Source organism: Halomonas sp. BC04 (genome assembly GCF_000568385.1).
The window spans coordinates 1-16440 of sequence record NZ_AZQX01000282.1; the positions used below are offsets into that span (position 1 = coordinate 1).

Genomic DNA, 16440 nt, shown 5'->3' on the forward strand with positions numbered 1-16440 from the left:
CTTGGAGTTGTCGCCTGTTCATTCATTGTTTGCGTTCCTTATCTTTTATGGCCGGTATGCAGCTTCCGCTCGAGATACTGGCTATAGCGCGACATGCTGAAACAGAAGACCCAGAACATGAAGGCGGCGAAGACATACCCCTCCAGGGCAAAGCCCAGCCAGCGGGAGTCGGACAGGGCCGCCTGAACGATACCCAGCAGGTCGAAGAGCCCGATGATCATGACCAGGGTGGTGTCCTTGAACAGCGAGATGAAGGTATTGACGATGCCCGGGATCATCATCTTCAGCGCCTGGGGCAGCACGATCAGGCCCATCCGCTTCCAGTAGCCCATGCCCAGGGCAGCCGCCGCCTCCTCCTGGCCCCGCGGAATCGCCTGCAGACCACCCCGGATCACCTCGGCCATGTAGGCACTCTGGAACAGGGTGATACCGATGAAGGCACGGATCAGGCGGTCGACGCTGACCCCGGTGGGCATGAACAGCGGCAGCATCACCGAGGCCATGAACAGCACCGTGATCAGGGGTACGCCGCGCCAGAACTCGATGAACACCACGCAGAAGCTCTTGACGATGGGCATCTGCGAGCGCCTGCCCAGCGCCAGCATGATGCCGATGGGCAGGGCACCCACCATGCCCACCACCGCCAGCACCAGGGTCAGCATCAGCCCGCCCCAGCGGTGGGTTTCCACCACGCGCAGGCCGAAGTGACCGCCGTAGAGCAGGAAATAGGCCAGCAGCGGGAAGCCCACCAGCGTCGCCACCGCGATCCAGCGCTTGTAAGGCAGCCGCGGTATCGCCAGCCAGGCAATCAGCCCGGCGAAGGTGGCAAAGGTCAGGTTGACCCGCCAGATCTCGCTGCCGGGATAGAGCCCATAGATGAACTGGCCGAGGCGGGCGTTGACGAACACCCAGCAGGCGCCCTCCCGGGAGCAGTCGTCACGGCTGGTACCGATCCAATCGGCGTTGATGAAGGCCCACTGGATCGTCGGCGTCAGCAGAATGTAGAGCAGGTAGAACCCCAGCAGGGTGAACACCGTGTTCACCGGGCCGCTGAAGAGGTTGGCGCGCATCCAGGCCACCGGGCCAACGGTGCTCCTGGGTGCGGGGCGCGCCTCGATCATCTTCGATTGAATTGTCATGGCGCTCTCCTAGCGTTCCACCAGCGCCACGCGGGCGTTGAACCAGTTCATGAACATGGACACCAGCAGGCTGATGGTCAGGTAGACCGCCATGGTCATGGCGATGACCTCGATCGCCTGCCCCGTCTGGTTGAGCGTGGTCCCGGCGAACACCGAGACCAGGTCCGGATAGCCGATGGCGGTGGCAAGCGACGAGTTCTTGATCAGGTTGAGATACTGGCTGGTCAGGGGCGGAATGATCACCCGCATGGCCTGGGGCACCACCACCAGGCGCAGCACCAAATTGCGCGGCAGACTAAGCGCCTGGGCGGCCTCGGTCTGGCCGTGGGAGATCGCCTGGATGCCCGAGCGCACGATCTCGGCAATGAACGATGCGGTATAGATCGACAGCGCCAGCCACAGGGCGAGGAACTCCGGAATGATGGTGATGCCACCGCGGAAGTTGAAGCCGGTCAGTTCCGGCACATCCCAGGTCACCGGCACGCCGGTGACAACCAGCACCAGCATCGGCAAGCCGAGAATCAACCAAGCGAGATCCAGCCAGCCGGGAAGCGCTTGCCCGTGGCCTCGTGGCGACGCTTGTTCCAGACCACCAGGGCGACGCTGGCCGCCACGGCAATGCCCAGGGTCAGGGGTATCAGCCCGAAGCCGGACTCGAACAGCGGCTCGGGCAGGTAGAGGCCACGCACGTTGAGGAACACCACCTCACCCAGCGACAGGCTGTCGCGGGCACTCGGCATGGTCCGCAGCACGGCGTAGTACCAGAAGAATATCTGCAGCAGCAGAGGAATGTTGCGGAATATCTCGATATAGCCGTTGGCCAGTCGGGCGATCAGCCAGTTGGGCGAAAGCCGGGCGATGCCCACGGTGAAGCCGATGATCGTCGCCGCCAGTACCCCCAGCGCCGAAACCAGCAGGGTATTGAGCAGCCCTACCACGAAGGTACGACCGTAGGTGCTCTGGGACGAGTAGTCGATCAGGCTCTGGACGATACCGAAGCCGGCCGTATTGCTCAGGAAGCCGAAGCCGGTCGTGATGCCGCGAGCGGCCAGGTTGGCCTGGGTATTGCCGACGATATAGAGCAGAAAGGCCGCCACTGCAGCGATCAGCAATACCTGGAAGATCAGTGCGCGCTTGGCGCGATCACGCCAGAAAGGCGGTTTGGGGCCCACCGGATGGGCCTGGGGTCGAACGGACATGAAGGGACTCTCCGCCTGGATCCGTCAAGCAGGTATCTAGCCCCGGCCCGGGATAACCGGGCCGGGGCATAACAAGGCTCGAGGCGCCATCACGCAGCGCCTCGGACGGTTCGATCAGCGAATCGGCGGTGCGTACTGAATGCCACCCTGGGTCCAGAGGCGTTGATGCCACGCTCGATCTGCAGCGGGGAGTCCATGCCCACGTTGCGCTCGTAGCTCTCGCCGTAGTTACCCACTTGCTTGATGATGTTGTAGGCCCAGTCGGCCTCGATGCCCATGCCCTGGCCGTAGTTGCCATCCTGGCCCAGCAGGCGAGCGATGTCCGGATCTTCGGAGGCGAGCATCTCGTCGACGTTGTCGCTGGTGATGCCCATCTCCTCGGCGTTGAGCATGGCGAACAGCGACCACTTGACGATGTTGAACCACTGGTCGTCACCCTGACGAACCACCGGGCCCAGCGGCTCCTTGGAGATGACTTCCGGCAGGATCACCGAACCGTCGGGATCGGAGAGCTGGATGCGCAGGGCCGCCAGCTGGGAGGTATCGGAGGTCAGGACGTCGCAGCGGCCGGCCTCGTAGCCGCCCACGGTCTGCTCGGAGGTATCGAAGACGATGGGGTCGAAATCCATGCCATTGGCACGGAAGTAGTCGGCGACGTTCAGCTCGGTGGTGGTGCCGGACTGCACACAGACCGCCGCACCGTCGAGCTCTGTGGAGCTGGAAACACCCAGGTCGCGGTTGATCATGAAGCCGATGCCGTCGTAGAAGTTCACGCCGGTAAAGTTCAGGCCCAGGGTGGTGTCACGGGTCGTGGTCCAGGTGGTGTTGCGCGAGAGCACGTCCACTTCGCCGGACTGCAGCGCGGTGAAGCGCTCCACGGCGTTCAGCGAGATATAGCGCACCGCCTCGGCATCGCCGAAGACGGCGGCGGCCACGGCACGACAGACGTCCACGTCGAGGCCCTGCCACTCACCCTGATCGTCCGGCGCGGAGAAGCCCGGCAGGCCGTCACTGACGCCGCACTGCACGGCACCGCGATTCTTGGTGTCATCCAGGGTAGAGGCCTGTGCCACGGAATTGGCTCCAAGCACCATGGCACCGGCTGTGGCCAGTAAGACCAGCTTGTTTTTCTTGTTCAGCATAGGGAAAATCTCGCTTCATATTAGGGATATAAGGTCCATGCGCAAGCATGTGGTAGTGACCATAGCAAAGATCATTCCACAAACGCACCGTTGCAGGCATACCGTTTATTCAACGCTCCCAGGGCAGTAAATTTGACCAATCCCTTGACCTACCAAGGGGCAACCAACCCACCAGCCACCCCCCAGTGCACAAAGATCGTGCAGCTGTCTTCAACGCACCGGCGGTGCGTACTGGATTCCCCCGTCCGTCCAGAGCGCATTTAGTCCGCGGGAGATCTTGAACTCGGAACCCTCACCGACGTTGCGCTCGAACATTTCTCCGTAGTTGCCCACCTGACTGACGATCTGATAGGCCCAGTCGGCCTCCAGACCCATGGCCTCGCCATAGTTGCCGTCACGCCCCAGCAATCGGGCGATGTCCGGGTCTTCGGAGTCGAGCATGTCGTCGACGTTGGCTTGGGTAATGCCCATCTCCTCGGCGTTGATCATGGCGAACAGCGACCACTTGACGATGTTGAACCATCGGTCGTCCCCTTGACGCACCGCCGGGCCCAACGGCTCCTTGGAGATGATATCCGCCAGCACCACGGCGCTGTCGGGGTCGGGCAGCTGCATGCGCTGGGAGTAGAGTTGCGAGGCGTCGGAGCTGAGCACGTCGCAGCGCCCCGCTTCGAAGCCGGCAATCGCCTGTTCGGGGGAGTCGAACACGATGGGGTTGTAGCTCATCTCATTGACGCGGAAGAAGTCCGCCAGGTTCAGTTCACTGGTGGTGCCGGTCTGGGTACAGACATCGGCCCCATCCAGCTCCAGCGCACTCGAGATACCCAGATCGCTTGCCACCATGAAGGCCTGGCCATCGTAGTAGCTCACCCCGGTGAAGTTGACCCCCATGCCGGTATCCCGGCTCGAGGTCCAGGTCGTGGTTCGCGACAGCACATCGACCTCCCCCGACTGGATGGCCGTAAAGCGCTCCACGGAGTCCAGCGGCACGAAGCGCACGCTCTCGGCATCGCCAAGCACCGCGGCAGCGATCGCGCGGCACACATCGGTATCCAGCCCCCGATAGGCATTCTCGTCATCCAGCGCCGAGAAGCCCGGCTGGGCGGCGTTGACGCCGCAGCGCACATGGCCCTGGTCGCGCACATCCTCCAGGGTGCCGGCTTGCGCCAGTCCAGTGGCGCCAAGTGTCAGCACGATTGCCGGCATGAGCCGAGCCAGCGTATTGTTATCCGTCATGTGGTTCATCCCTCTCCATGGTGGGTCATGTCAGGGGCCGGTGCAGCTGCCGCCTGCATTATCATTAGCCTATATACCCACCACTTTCACCTGATCATTTGGGCGAGCCACTCTCTCCTCACCCCGATCACCCTCGGATGCAAAGGAAAACGCCCCCGCAGGCTGAGCCTGAGGGGGCGATCTGGTCACCCTTCGCCGGGCGAGTCGACGGAAGCCGTCGTCAGAGGCGAATCAGATAGTCGAAGGCACCCAGTGCCGCCTTGGAGCCCTCACCCATGGCGATGACGATCTGCTTGTAGGGCACGGTGGTGACATCGCCGGCGGCAAAGATGCCCGGCACCGAGGTCATGCCGTGATCGTCGATGACGATCTCGCCGCGCGGAGAAAGCTCGATCGGCGAGTCGGTCAACCACTCGGTGTTGGGCACCAGGCCGATCTGCACGAAGATACCCTCCAGGTCGAGCCTGCGCAGCTCACCGCTTGACCGCTCCTCGTAGGTGAGGCCATTCACCCGCCTGCCATCGCCGTTGACTTCGGTGGTCCTGGCTCCCTTGATCACGTCCACGTTGGCCAGGCTGGCGAGCTTCTTCTGCAGCACCGCATCGGCACGCAGCTCATCCATGAACTCGATCAGGGTGACATGCTCCACCAGGCCGGCCAGGTCGATGGCGGCCTCGACGCCGGAGTTACCGCCACCGATTACCGCCACACGCTTGCCCTTGAACAAGGGGCCATCGCAGTGGGGGCAGTAGGCCACGCCCTTGTTGCGGTACTCCTCCTCGCCGGGCACGCCCATCTCACGCCAGCGAGCACCGGTCGCGAGTATCAGGGAGCGGCTCTTGAGCGAAGCGCCCGACTCGAACACAACCTCATGCTCGCCACCGGGCTGCGATGCCGGCACCAGCTTGACGGCCCGCTGCAACGGCATGATATCCACGTCGTACTGCTTGACGTGCTCCTCCAGCGCGGCGGCCAGCTTCGGGCCGTTGGTCTCCGAAACGGAGATGAAGTTCTCGATGGCCATGGTATCGAGGACCTGACCGCCGAAGCGCTCGGTAGCAACGCCCGTGCGTATGCCCTTGCGTGCGGCATAGATGGCTGCCGCGGCACCGGCCGGGCCGCCGCCCACCATCAGCACCTCGTAGGCCGGCTTCTCGTTGAGCTTGGCAGCCTCGCGCTTGGCGGCGCCGGTATCGACCTTGGCCAGGATCTGCTCGAGACCCATGCGTCCCTGGTCGAAGGGTTCGCCATTGAGGTAGATGCTCGGCACCGACATCACCTCGCGCTTCTCCACCTCGTCCTGGAACAGTGCCCCGTCGATGGCCACATGGCGCACCTTGGGATTGAGCACCGCCATCAGGTTGAGCGCCTGAACCACGTCGGGGCAGTTCTGGCAGGAGAGCGAGTAATAGGTTTCGAAGTTCAGCTCGTCGTCGAGGCTCCTGATCTGCTCGATCACCTCATCGGAGACCTTGGGCGGGTGCCCGCCGACCTGCAGCAGGGCCAATACCAGCGAGGTGAACTCATGGCCCATGGGGATACCGGCGAACGCCAGGCCAGTATCTTCCCCGGGGCGATTCAGGGCGAACGACGGCGTGCGGGCATCGCGACCATCGCTGCGCAGGGTAATCTTGTCGCTCAAGCCGACAATCTGCTGCAGCAGCTTGAACATCTCCTGAGACTTGTCGCCGTCATCGAGGGACGCGACGATCTCGAACGGTTGGGTGACCTTTTGCAAATACGTCTGCAGCTGGCTCTTCAGATTGTCGTCCAACATGACAGCGGCTTCCTCATGTCTGGCTCATGAAACAGGCATGACTCGACGCCCTGCGAGGCCAGTGGCCAGCGCACGTCGGGTCAGGGGCTCGGTCTTGGATCGCCCGGGCGTAGTGTGCCCGGGCGTGGAACTCACGAGGCCAGGGGGGAGCCTCGCGGGTTCGGCAAGCGTCGTTTAGATCTTGCCGACCAGGTCCAGGGACGGAGACAGGGTCTCTTCGCCTTCCTTCCACTTGGCGGGGCAGACTTCGTTCGGGTTGGCGGCCACGTACTGGGCAGCCTTGACCTTGCGCAGCAGTTCTTCGGCGTTACGGCCAATGTTGCCAGCGTTGATCTCGACGATCTGGATCTTGCCTTCCGGATCGATCACGAAGGTACCGCGCTCGGCCAGACCGGCTTCCTCGATCAGCACCTCGAAGTTGCGCGAAATGGTCAGGGTCGGGTCGGCCAGCATCGGGTACTGGATCTTGTTGATCGTCTCGGAGCTGTCGTGCCATGCCTTGTGGGTGAAGTGGGTATCGGTGGAAACACCGTAGACCTCGACGCCCAGCTTCTTGAACTCTTCGTAGTTGTCCGCCAGGTCACCCAACTCGGTGGGGCAGACGAAAGTGAAGTCGGCCGGATAGAAGAAAAAGATGTTCCACTTGCCCTTCAGGCTCTCTTCGGTGACATCGATGAACTCGCCATTGTGGAAAGCGGTGGCTTTGAACGGCTTGACTTCGGTGTTGATCAGGGACATTCAGTAATGCTCCTTGTCGGTGGTTGATGATCCGAATACGGGGCCCATGGTAACCGCTGAGCCCCGATAGGCTAAATTGAATGCTAACATGGCGGTGATAAGCAACGCCTATGGGCGGTGCTTAACTTATTGAAACATTTATTGAAACGACACCACCTCTCCCTGGCGATCCAGCGCCAGGAAGCTCTCAATATTACCCATCTTGAGCGATTCAACCATTCGCTGCAGGTGACGCTCGGCTTCCTCGCCAGACGGCGGCTGCTGGCCACTGCCGGAAAGCGCAGCCACGAACACGATATCCCACTCGATACCGGTATTGCGCGACTCCGCCACCAGCGCCTCCATGTCACTGAGCTCCTCGGGTGACTTGTCAACGCATAGCGCCGGGGTCAGGACCCCGCCCTCGCCCTGCTCGAAACGCTGGCGCTGCTCGTCGGTAGGGTTGTCCGGCAGCTCGGCACGGGTGAAGACAAACAGCAGCCGCTGCGGCTCGGGCTGCTGCTTCGCCTCTTCCAGCAGATCGGTAAATCGGGAAATGGCCAAGACGCTCCTCCAGAACTCGTTCGCAGCATCGCACTGGCGACGCCAATAATGAAACAGGGGCCAGCCAGGGGCAAGGCGCACCCGATACGATAACGCATTCGCCATGGCGCTGCTCGCCACCCGGCGTCAGCGCGTGGACAAAAAGTCGACGTGCAGGCCCGCTTCGTCCAGCGGCCATATGCCGGCCTCGAGGGTATCGCCCTCGCCGTCCTGAACCAGATAGCTGCGATGCTGATGGTGTCTCAGTGATGCCACCAACCGCTGCAGCTGGCCATGCTCCGCGGCGCTCACCACCGCCACCCGACTTTCCGGCAGCGTCCACATCCGCGCCTCACCCTGTTCCGCCAGGGCCTCCGACGGCTCGGGCAATGCCTGCTCGGCGAGCCAGGCGGCGACCTCGTCGTCGTCGCCAAGGACTAGCAGCGGCGCTTCGTCATCGAGCGACGGTTCGCGAACCAGGGCCAGAGGCCGCCCCAGGGCCTGCTGGACCCACTCGCGGCCCTTGGCCTCCATGTCCTTCGACAGCACCAGCAGGCGACTCTCGGGGTGCAGGGCGACATGCCTCAGAATGAACGGCGCCGGATCGAGCTGGCGCAGCAGGTCATGGTCAGGATCGACGGCCAGGGACAGGGGCTCTGCGTCATACGATAGCGAAAACCTGGCTTGCCGGGTCTCGAGCGCGACATCATGGCGCACGGCCCCACTGCTGGTCTCTACCACCATCGGTACCGACAGCGGCCATGGCGCGTGGCCACCCGTCTGTTCGAGCACGCCCCCCACCTGCCAGCCTGTCTCGCTTTCACGGCGCTCGACCCTCGTTATGCGCAACGCCGGCCGCCCAGGCCTGTGAAGCCAGGCGCCGAGGAAGTCTCGCAGGTCCTCGTCGGCCTCCGCCGATAAGGCCGCGGCCAGGTCATCCCAGCTCGCGGTCACGTGCATATGTCCCGCGGCGAAGCGCTTGAGGCCAGCATCGAACGCCTCGTCACCAATGCGCTGTCGCAACATGTGAAAGAGCATCGCACCGTGTTGATAGCCCAGTAGCCGCATGGCTGGGTCGCGGCTACCGCGGAAGTCCACCAGCGACCGATCGAAGGTGTCGGGCAAGGCTGCCAGGTCGACCAGCCAGCGACGGCGGGTTTCACGGGCTTCGCCACGCAATTCGTCCAGATGATAATCGGCCAGATAGGTGGTCAGCGCCTCCGACCAGTTGCCGCTGGCGTAGTCCACCCGAACGCCGGCACCCCACCAGGCGTGCATCAGTTCGTGAGCCAGGGACGTATGCGGTATGAACGGCAGCGGGATCACCCGCTCGCCGAGCAGGGTGAACCCGGGAAAGGCCAGCCCCAGCGGCGCCGGCGACGCGGCAATGGTGAAGCTGTCGTAAGGATAGTCGCCGACACGCTCGCTGAACTGGGCGAGGTAGCGGCCAGAGTGAGCGAGATAGGTCTCGGCGTAGTCATCGTCCAGCTCGGCGGGGAACAGGGTTCGGATACGCACGCCATCCACCGTCTGCTGGCGCTCCCGCCACGGCCCCGTGGCCAGCACTATGGACTCGGTTCGCGGATGGTAGTGCCGCACTCGATAACCCGTCTCGTCAGCCAGGGGCTCCTCGACCAGCGACCCCGTGGCCACCGCCCGCTGTCCCTTGGGCACCTGGACCTCGATGTGCAACGCAAAGGGTCCCAGCTCGGCAAACCGAGGATACCAGCCACCGTCTGTCAGCAGGCTGCCCTCCGGTGAGACTCTCAGCCGGCCATCCTCGGCTTCGAGCCTGCCGCTCCAGCGCAGCGTCACCGACTCGGCCTCCGGTGGCAGCGCCAGGCGATAGCGCCCTGCCGCCCCCGGCTCCAGCGACAATGCCTCGTCGTCGACCAGCGCCTCAGCAATGGTGAGCCCAGCAGCGAGCTGGAACCTGCCCACGGGAGGGGGCGGACGCACGGTCATCTCGCCCTGGATCCGCTGCGATGAGGCTCCAGCCGAATCGTCAGTCCCACGTCACGCTCACCCTCTGCCAGCACCGGTTCAGTGGCATGTGCCGGCAATGCCAGCGCCAGTGACCACGACAGGAACAGCAGCAAGGGCACGATCCCCCCGACCAGCCACGACATACCTCGACCTCTCACGTTGAGCGCGGTGGAAAACGGGCCAGGATCTCCCGCTCATCACCCTGCCGTCGAATGATCAGCGGCAGCAGGGTGCCCGGCCGCTGCTGGCGAACCAGGCCGGTCAGATCGGCGGGGCGAGCCATGGACTCACCCGCGGCTTCAAGGATGATGTCTCCCGCCTCGAGACCCGCCTGTTCGGCAACGGAGCCCTCGAGGATGGCGTGAATTTCGACACCCTCCTCGTGGGGCGTGGTATAGACGCCCAGTTGCATCGGGGGGACTGCCTCATACCCGCTCTCATCGATAGTAAAGACCGCCCTGGCCAGGCCTTCCGGCGGCGGACTGCACGCTTCCCCGCCAACGGCCCAGGGCAACAGCGTCGCGTGACTCTCGACGCCCAGTGCCGTGAGCTGATGGGGTACGCCGTGCTCATATTGCAGATGCCCCTGGCCGATCAGGCCAACCACCAGGTCGGCCTCCTCTCGGGCCTGTGTCAGGCCGTAAGCCATGGCCCGATCCCAAACTAGCTGCGCCTCGATGAAGCGCTCGAGCCCCGCTTCGTCACCGCGGGACGGATGGTGCGCATACACCTCCGCCAGGCGCTCGCGATAGGCAGACGGCGGCTCGACCGGTGCGGTGATGCCGAATCGCTCGCCCTCCGGTACCGCCTCCCAGCCCTCGTCGGCCAACCGGCCACGCAGTTCCGGAGTCACGTTGATCGCCTTGAGCGGCACCCGATGCAGGCGGGCAAAATGCAGGATGGGGAAATAGAGCGCCGGATCGAAACCCCAGGCGGTATTCCATCGACTCTCATCGATGAACGCCTGCTCACCGAGCTCGCCCGCCACCCAGGCATCGAGCACCGGCTGTGCTTCTCGCGGCAGCATTTCCAGGGCGATCACCATATCGGGCGCTGCGCATGCAGGCCTGCCAGGGTATGCAGCTGCCAACGATGATGATCCATGTCATCGTGCTGCTCACCAAGCAACACCACATTGCGCTCGGCCAGCTCGGCAAAGAGGGCATCCGGCGCCAGGCGTGCTCCCTCGGGTTGCAGCCACTGACCAGGGGCGGGGCAGGTATCGGCCTGAACGGCAATGGCGCTCGACATGAGCGCACAAGCCAGGCAAACAAGCCTCAGGCGCCCCTTGGGAAAGATAAACGGAAATGGCATCGACGGCTCCTGCGCGGGTACACTCACACCATCATGGCGCATTCGCTGTCTCTTGGCAGCCACCAGATCCCGACGGCAGGTCATCACACGCGAAGCCCGGCCCCCTCCGTGTGAGTCGAGCCAGCCCATGTCAGCTCGTCACAAGTCGAAAGCGGGATCAACCTTTTCAGGTTGTTCGGCAACCAAGGTTTGGATATGCTCCAGAACTGCAGTGCTTTTCCAACTGCGAATGAGTGGGCCGACGGCGCTGTTTATTCGCCACTCCCGGCGAACGACTCATAACCTGGGTTATTGAATTGGCTAGCTAATCAAGCGAGTTTCGACGGGGTGGCGCCAATGCTGCGCGTCTTGGAGCAGCGGGCCAGTTTTTCGAGCGACTAGTGATAGCGGAGCGATGGCCTGAGCCAAGCAAGGGCCTTGATCCGCCAGGCTCCTGCCCTTTGAAACTCGTCCTCGTCACTTTTTGTTCTGGGCCGACACGCAGTCATTACATCGTCAAGCTGCGGCCCACCCGGTTATATTACATGGCAATTCTATTGCCGACTCCTTGAGTATCGAAACTGATACTCACTACCACTCACCTTATTCTTGATTACCTTACCGACGTATAGAGAGCCAATGAAGACAGAACTACAGGAATTTGAAGAATCCATGCGGCGTGAAATCAGCGCCTTTCAAAACCCCAAGCAGGAGAGCAAGCGGCCGACTCGCCCCACGCCCGACAGAGAGTCCAAGTCGCCCGGTCAATCGGCCAGCTCCTACAAGACCGGCCACCTGGTCAGACTCGCTGTACGCACCAAGTCTCTCGAGCAGGACAGCGTCTTCGAGCACCACTCAAGCAGCATTTCCAAACTCGAGGCACAGCTGGAAGCTGAAAAGGCCGCCAAGAAAGCCGGCTACCCCGTCATCGGCCATCTGATCGAGATTCGGCGACTTTAACGCGCCAACCGCTCAGAACGTCACCTCATAGTTGACTACCGCCGCGGTATCCGAGCGGGCAGCACGATCATGCGCCGGTTCCAGCGTGTGGCTCAGGTTCAGCTGCAGGACACCGCGCTCCACCTAATGCTCCACCGCGAATAAACGAGGAATAAACGGCATAACTCTCGCTATCACCGAAGCCCCGACGGATGACGGTATCGCATATTCTACAGCTTCGTCCCCAGAACAGCTGCCTTTCCGTTTCATACTGGTTACACTCGGTGAGTCATCTATCCCATTGGGGGCAACTATGCCCAACCGTTCCGGCAGGTGCCTCCTGACTGTGTGCGCCACGCTGCTGCTGGCACTGGGCCTGCTCGCCTCACCGCGACCGATACTCGCCAACCAGGCGCCGCTGACGCCGGTCTCCCTTCAGCTGCTGTGGTATCACCAGTTTCAGTTTGCCGGCTACTACGCGGCCAAGGCGCAGGGTTACTTCCAGGAAGCCGGCCTGGATGTCGAGATCCGCGATGGGGGTTATCACACGCCCGGACGAGCAGTGGATCCGGTGCGGGAGGTGGTAGCCAGGCGGGCCGACTTCGGTGTGTCCCGCTCTGATCTGCTCATGCATCATTCCCGCGGCGAGCCGGTCATGGTGGTCGCCAATATCATGCAGCGCTCGCCGCTGGTGTTCTTGACCCTGGAGCGCTTCGGCTTCTCGCGGCTGGAGGAGATCGGCCATCGTCCCATCAGCGTCACACTGCCGGGGGTGGATGAGCGCATCAGTGCCGAAACGCTGGCCACCTTCCTTGCCGCCGGGGCCGACCTCGAAGCGCTGGAGAACTCTGCACCAAGCTGGAACCTGCAGGACCTTTACGCAGGTCGAACCCAACTGGTGCCGGCCTACTCGACCGATGGCCCCTATAGCGTTCGTCGACAGGGAGAGGAGCCGGTGATCATCCGGCCTGCCGACTACGGTATTGATTTCTATGGCGACCTGTTATTCACCCGCCAGTCAATGCTGGAACAGCACCCCGAGCGCGTCGCTGCCTTTCGTGAGGCCGCCATAAGAGGGTGGGTGTATGCCTTTGAAAACATTGAAGAGACCGTCGACCTGATTCTGGACGTGTATCCCAGGCGCCATGGAGACATCGATCGCGACCTGCTCTTGCATGAGGCCGAGGAGGTTCGAGAGCTGATGCAACCGGCCCTCATCGAGATCGGCTACAGTAACCCGCAGCGCTGGCAGAGTATCGGCACCCTGTACCAGGCCATGGGTATTATCGACGACTATGATCTGGATGGTTTTTTGTTCCAGCCAGCACCCCCGACTATCCTCACTCTGCTGCTCACACTTTGGCGCTGGTTGCTGCCCATCATCAGCGTGGTGACAGTCGTGGCTGGACTTGCCGGCTATCTGTTTATCACCAACCGACGCCTGAAGGAGGAGGTCCAAAGGCGTCGGGAGGCCGAAGCGGCACTCCAGCAGTTGGCCGACCAGGATGGGTTGACCGGGGCTGGGAATCGACGCCTCTTCGAGCAGCAACTGCATCAGGAGTTTCAACGCTCACGGCGCGCTGGCCATGCGCTAACGGTCATCCTGATGGATGTGGATAACTTCAAGCAGGTCAACGATGAGTTCGGCCACCTGGTGGGCGACCAGGTGCTGAAGGAGATCGTCAGGGTGACCCGCAGCGGGCTTCGCGCCCAGGACCATCTTGCCCGCTACGGCGGTGAAGAGTTCGTGGTGGTGCTACCCGAAACAAGCCTTGAGGAGGCCAATCTGGTGGCCCAGCGCATACTCGAACTCAATCGGGCACATAGCGTGCAGACCAAGGCCGGCTTGATCCGCTACACGTTGAGCCTGGGGCTCAGCGAGCTCCGAGTCAGCGACCGCGATCCATGGCAGATCATCAAGCGTGCGGACGAAAGTCTCTATCATGCCAAGCATCAGGGGCGTGACCGTCTCTGCGTCAATACCACACACACCCTTCCTCAGCCAGAAGGGCCGATCTAGTTACCATTTCTCCTAACCGCGGATCACGACCCGAGTGCCGATATTGAGCCAGGGATCCAGCGCACGGATCTGGTAATTGTCCACAGCGACACATCCCTCCGTCCAGTCAAAGCGCCGGTGCACATCGGGATCGCCGCTGCCCAGACCATGCAAGCCGATCAGTCCGCCAAGGGCCGTGGTGTGCGGTGCCCGACCGTGGCGTGCCCGATAGGTCTCGATATAGTGGTACTCCTCGGGGGTGATCTTGCCGATCCTCAGCGCTTCGGAGGCCACCTCGGCATTGGGATAGTCGATACCGAAGAACAGACCGAAGCGCGAGGTACGGTTGATCCGATCCACACGGAACTCGCCCAGCGGCGTCATGGAGCTTCCCTTCGCCCGCAACGGGGCCGCGCCTCCGGCCCCGTAGGCCAGATGCTCGATCCGCTTTATCACGTATTCCCCCCGGTAGACCGTCACCAGGCGACCCTTGAGGTCCACACTGACCCAGACCTCATCCGCTACCAAACCGGCCGGCATCGCCATGGCATCGAGCGAATAGAGGAATCCGGCCTGGGAAAATGCCGGCTCCATGCCCTCTTCCAGCGTCGAGGAAGGCTCGATGTTGGCCTGCACCCCAGCGCTCCCCAGCCCGGCCATGCAAAGCGCCAAACAACGTATTGTTCCGTTCATGCTCCCCCCTGCCCAGAGCGGTATCGTTTTTTGATTATCGGCAGGGATTTTACCCATCTTTAATGCTTAGCGTCTTGATCTGTTTCACGTCACCCGACGCCTCAAACAATCAGAAAACGCTTAACTAAAATAAGGAGTCACTCGGAAATTGGGCCACCCAGAGGGTTACACCGCCCCTATGTCATTCCCATCGGGTCGCTAGCGGTCGAAGACCACGGTGCGGCTGGCATGCAGGAAGACCCGCCGCTCCACGTGCAGGGCCACCGCCCGGGCCAGGGTGAGACACTCGACGTCGCGCCCCTTGGCGACGAGATCCTCCGGGTAGTCGGTATGACTCACCGGCTCCACGCCCTGGGTGATGATCGGCCCCTCGTCCAGGTCGTCGTTGATGTAGTGGGCGGTGGCACCGACCAGCTTCACACCCTTCTCGTAGGCCTGGTGGTAGGGGCGCGCACCCTTGAAGCCCGGCAGCAGCGAGTGGTGTATGTTGATCGCCCGGCCGGAGAGTCTGGTGCACATCTCGCTGGAGAGCACCTGCATGTAGCGGGCCAGGATCACCAGCTCGGCGCCGGTTGCATCGACCACCTCCCGCACCTGAGCCTCCTGCTCGGGCTTGGTCTCCGGCGTGACCGGGAAATGGTGGTAGGGAATCCCGTGCCACTCCGCCAGCGGCCCCAGGTCCGGATGGTTGGAGACGATGGCACGGATATCGATCGGCAACTGGCCGGTCCGATAGCGATAGAGCAGGTCGTTCAACCAGTGATCGGCCTTGGAGACCATGATCACCACCGGCAGGCGATGGCCCGGCGGCGTCAGCTCGAAGGTCATCTCGAACTCGGTGGCGCGCTCGGCAAACCCGGCCTGGAACGCCTCGCCAGCGAATTCCTCGACTTCCGGCCTGAATTCCGTGCGAATAAAGAAATGGCCGCTCAGGCGATCGTCGAAGGATTGCTGCTCGGTGATATAGCAGCGCTGCTCCTTCAAAAAACGTGTCACCACGTCCACAGTGCCGAGTCGGCTCGGACACTGGGCCGTCAGGACCCAGCGATTGTTGTCTTGCATGGTTTGCTCTCCCGAAGGGGCCGGCGGCTGCCGGCCCCGCCACTGTCAGGCCTCGACGCCGATGGCGTATTCCGCTCCGGCATCCAGCAGCCAGCGATAGATATAGTCGGCGAAGCTTCTGCGCAGCACCAGCTCCCAGCGCCCCTCCGTGGGGCGGCGCAGGATCAGGCTGCTCTTGGCGAACACCGTGGTGACGCCCTTGCCCACCGGAAAGGCGTCGGGGTGAACGTCGTAGGCCGTCGACTTCATCAGCAGCTCCCGGACGCACTCGCCCTCGAGCTCGACCAGGGTCTGGCCGCCGCTGACGTTGACGATGGCGTAGTGGGCGTCGCCCAGGGCCTGGCGCAGCTTGCCCTCCAGGGCGAACTCCTCGCCACCGGGGACGATCAGCAGCCACTCATCCGGCGAGAGCCACTGGACCGAGCGCTCGCCGCCCTCATCATGACTCAGGGTATTGGGACGCCCCGGCAAGCCGAAGCCGAGCACCTGGCGCACGGCCTCATCGAGCACGATGGCGCCGCCGCGCAGGATCAGGTGGCCGAGCATGGCCCGCTCGCGCAGCACCACGCGGCTCTTCTGGCTGACGCTCGGGAGGCCGCTGTTCTGGTAGGACCAGGCCAGCGGGGACTCGGCCGGCACCTCGGTGTCGGGGCGAGCGTCGTAGAGGTTGAACCAGTTGGCGGTTTGTTCAGACATGCTGGCGCGCTCCCTTGGG

Annotated in this window: 14 protein-coding genes and 2 pseudogenes; 2 read left to right on the forward strand and 14 right to left on the reverse strand. The window is 62.9% G+C overall.

From position 1 onward, the window contains the following. Positions 1-38 precede the first annotated feature (38 nt). The 11 genes and pseudogenes from Q427_RS19275 to Q427_RS35610 all read right to left on the reverse strand — a co-directional run bounded on the left by Q427_RS19275 (position 39) and on the right by Q427_RS35610 (position 11053). Complete coding sequence (locus tag Q427_RS19275; RefSeq protein ID WP_043516731.1) at positions 39-1139, reverse strand: amino acid ABC transporter permease; 1101 nt, start codon at positions 1137-1139, stop codon at positions 39-41. A gap of 9 nt (positions 1140-1148) precedes the next feature. Beyond that, positions 1149-2338 (reverse strand): annotated as a pseudogene (locus Q427_RS19280) (amino acid ABC transporter permease). A gap of 114 nt (positions 2339-2452) precedes the next feature. Further along, a pseudogene (locus tag Q427_RS19285) lies at positions 2453-3480 on the reverse strand (amino acid ABC transporter substrate-binding protein). Positions 3481-3690: 210 nt separating this feature from the next. Next, positions 3691-4716 (reverse strand): amino acid ABC transporter substrate-binding protein, encoded by a 1026-nt coding sequence (locus Q427_RS19290; RefSeq protein ID WP_043516744.1) that lies wholly within the window; start codon positions 4714-4716, stop codon positions 3691-3693. A 220-nt stretch (positions 4717-4936) separates the two neighbouring features. Beyond that, a complete protein-coding gene (ahpF, locus tag Q427_RS19295) occupies positions 4937-6493 on the reverse strand; it encodes an alkyl hydroperoxide reductase subunit F (protein ID WP_043516733.1) in 1557 nt (518 codons plus the stop codon). Positions 6494-6667: 174 nt separating this feature from the next. Beyond that, positions 6668-7231, reverse strand: coding sequence for an alkyl hydroperoxide reductase subunit C (gene ahpC, locus Q427_RS19300; protein WP_043515649.1), 564 nt, complete (start codon positions 7229-7231; stop codon positions 6668-6670). Positions 7232-7369: 138 nt separating this feature from the next. Next, positions 7370-7774: a hypothetical protein gene (locus Q427_RS19305; RefSeq protein ID WP_043516734.1), complete on the reverse strand. Its 405-nt coding sequence runs from the start codon at positions 7772-7774 to the stop codon at positions 7370-7372. A gap of 126 nt (positions 7775-7900) precedes the next feature. After that, a complete protein-coding gene (locus Q427_RS19310) occupies positions 7901-9718 on the reverse strand; it encodes a M1 family metallopeptidase (RefSeq protein WP_051496538.1) in 1818 nt (605 codons plus the stop codon). Then, on the reverse strand, positions 9715-9882 hold the full coding sequence (locus Q427_RS31510; protein WP_155833628.1) for a hypothetical protein: 168 nt from the start codon (positions 9880-9882) through the stop codon (positions 9715-9717). Before Q427_RS31510 ends, Q427_RS19310 begins: the two co-directional genes overlap by 4 nt. 11 nt (positions 9883-9893) lie before the next feature. Further along, complete coding sequence (locus Q427_RS35605) at positions 9894-10784, reverse strand: ChaN family lipoprotein (RefSeq protein WP_269321288.1); 891 nt, start codon at positions 10782-10784, stop codon at positions 9894-9896. Then, complete coding sequence (locus Q427_RS35610; RefSeq protein ID WP_269321289.1) at positions 10778-11053, reverse strand: ChaN family lipoprotein; 276 nt, start codon at positions 11051-11053, stop codon at positions 10778-10780. The genes Q427_RS35605 and Q427_RS35610 overlap by 7 nt, the downstream gene beginning before the upstream one ends. Before the next feature lie 618 nt (positions 11054-11671). On the opposite strand from Q427_RS35610, the gene Q427_RS19320 reads away from it, so the two are divergent. Together Q427_RS19320 and Q427_RS19325 are read left to right on the forward strand one after the other, a co-directional pair. Further along, on the forward strand, positions 11672-11992 hold the full coding sequence (locus Q427_RS19320) for a hypothetical protein (protein WP_043516736.1): 321 nt from the start codon (positions 11672-11674) through the stop codon (positions 11990-11992). Between the two features lie 292 nt (positions 11993-12284). Continuing rightward, positions 12285-13991 (forward strand): GGDEF domain-containing protein, encoded by a 1707-nt coding sequence (locus tag Q427_RS19325; RefSeq protein ID WP_081786102.1) that lies wholly within the window; start codon positions 12285-12287, stop codon positions 13989-13991. Between the two features lie 12 nt (positions 13992-14003). Here the strand turns inward: Q427_RS19325 and Q427_RS19330 are convergent, their stop codons facing one another. From Q427_RS19330 to Q427_RS19340, 3 genes are all read right to left on the reverse strand, one after another. After that, positions 14004-14606 carry a L,D-transpeptidase gene (locus Q427_RS19330; protein ID WP_231613798.1) on the reverse strand — a complete coding sequence of 201 codons (603 nt, stop codon included), beginning with the start codon at positions 14604-14606 and terminating at the stop codon, positions 14004-14006. A gap of 255 nt (positions 14607-14861) precedes the next feature. Beyond that, complete coding sequence (gene purU / locus Q427_RS19335) at positions 14862-15725, reverse strand: formyltetrahydrofolate deformylase (RefSeq protein WP_043516741.1); 864 nt, start codon at positions 15723-15725, stop codon at positions 14862-14864. A 45-nt stretch (positions 15726-15770) separates the two neighbouring features. After that, positions 15771-16421: a sarcosine oxidase subunit gamma gene (locus Q427_RS19340; protein ID WP_043516742.1), complete on the reverse strand. Its 651-nt coding sequence runs from the start codon at positions 16419-16421 to the stop codon at positions 15771-15773. Positions 16422-16440 lie beyond the last annotated feature (19 nt).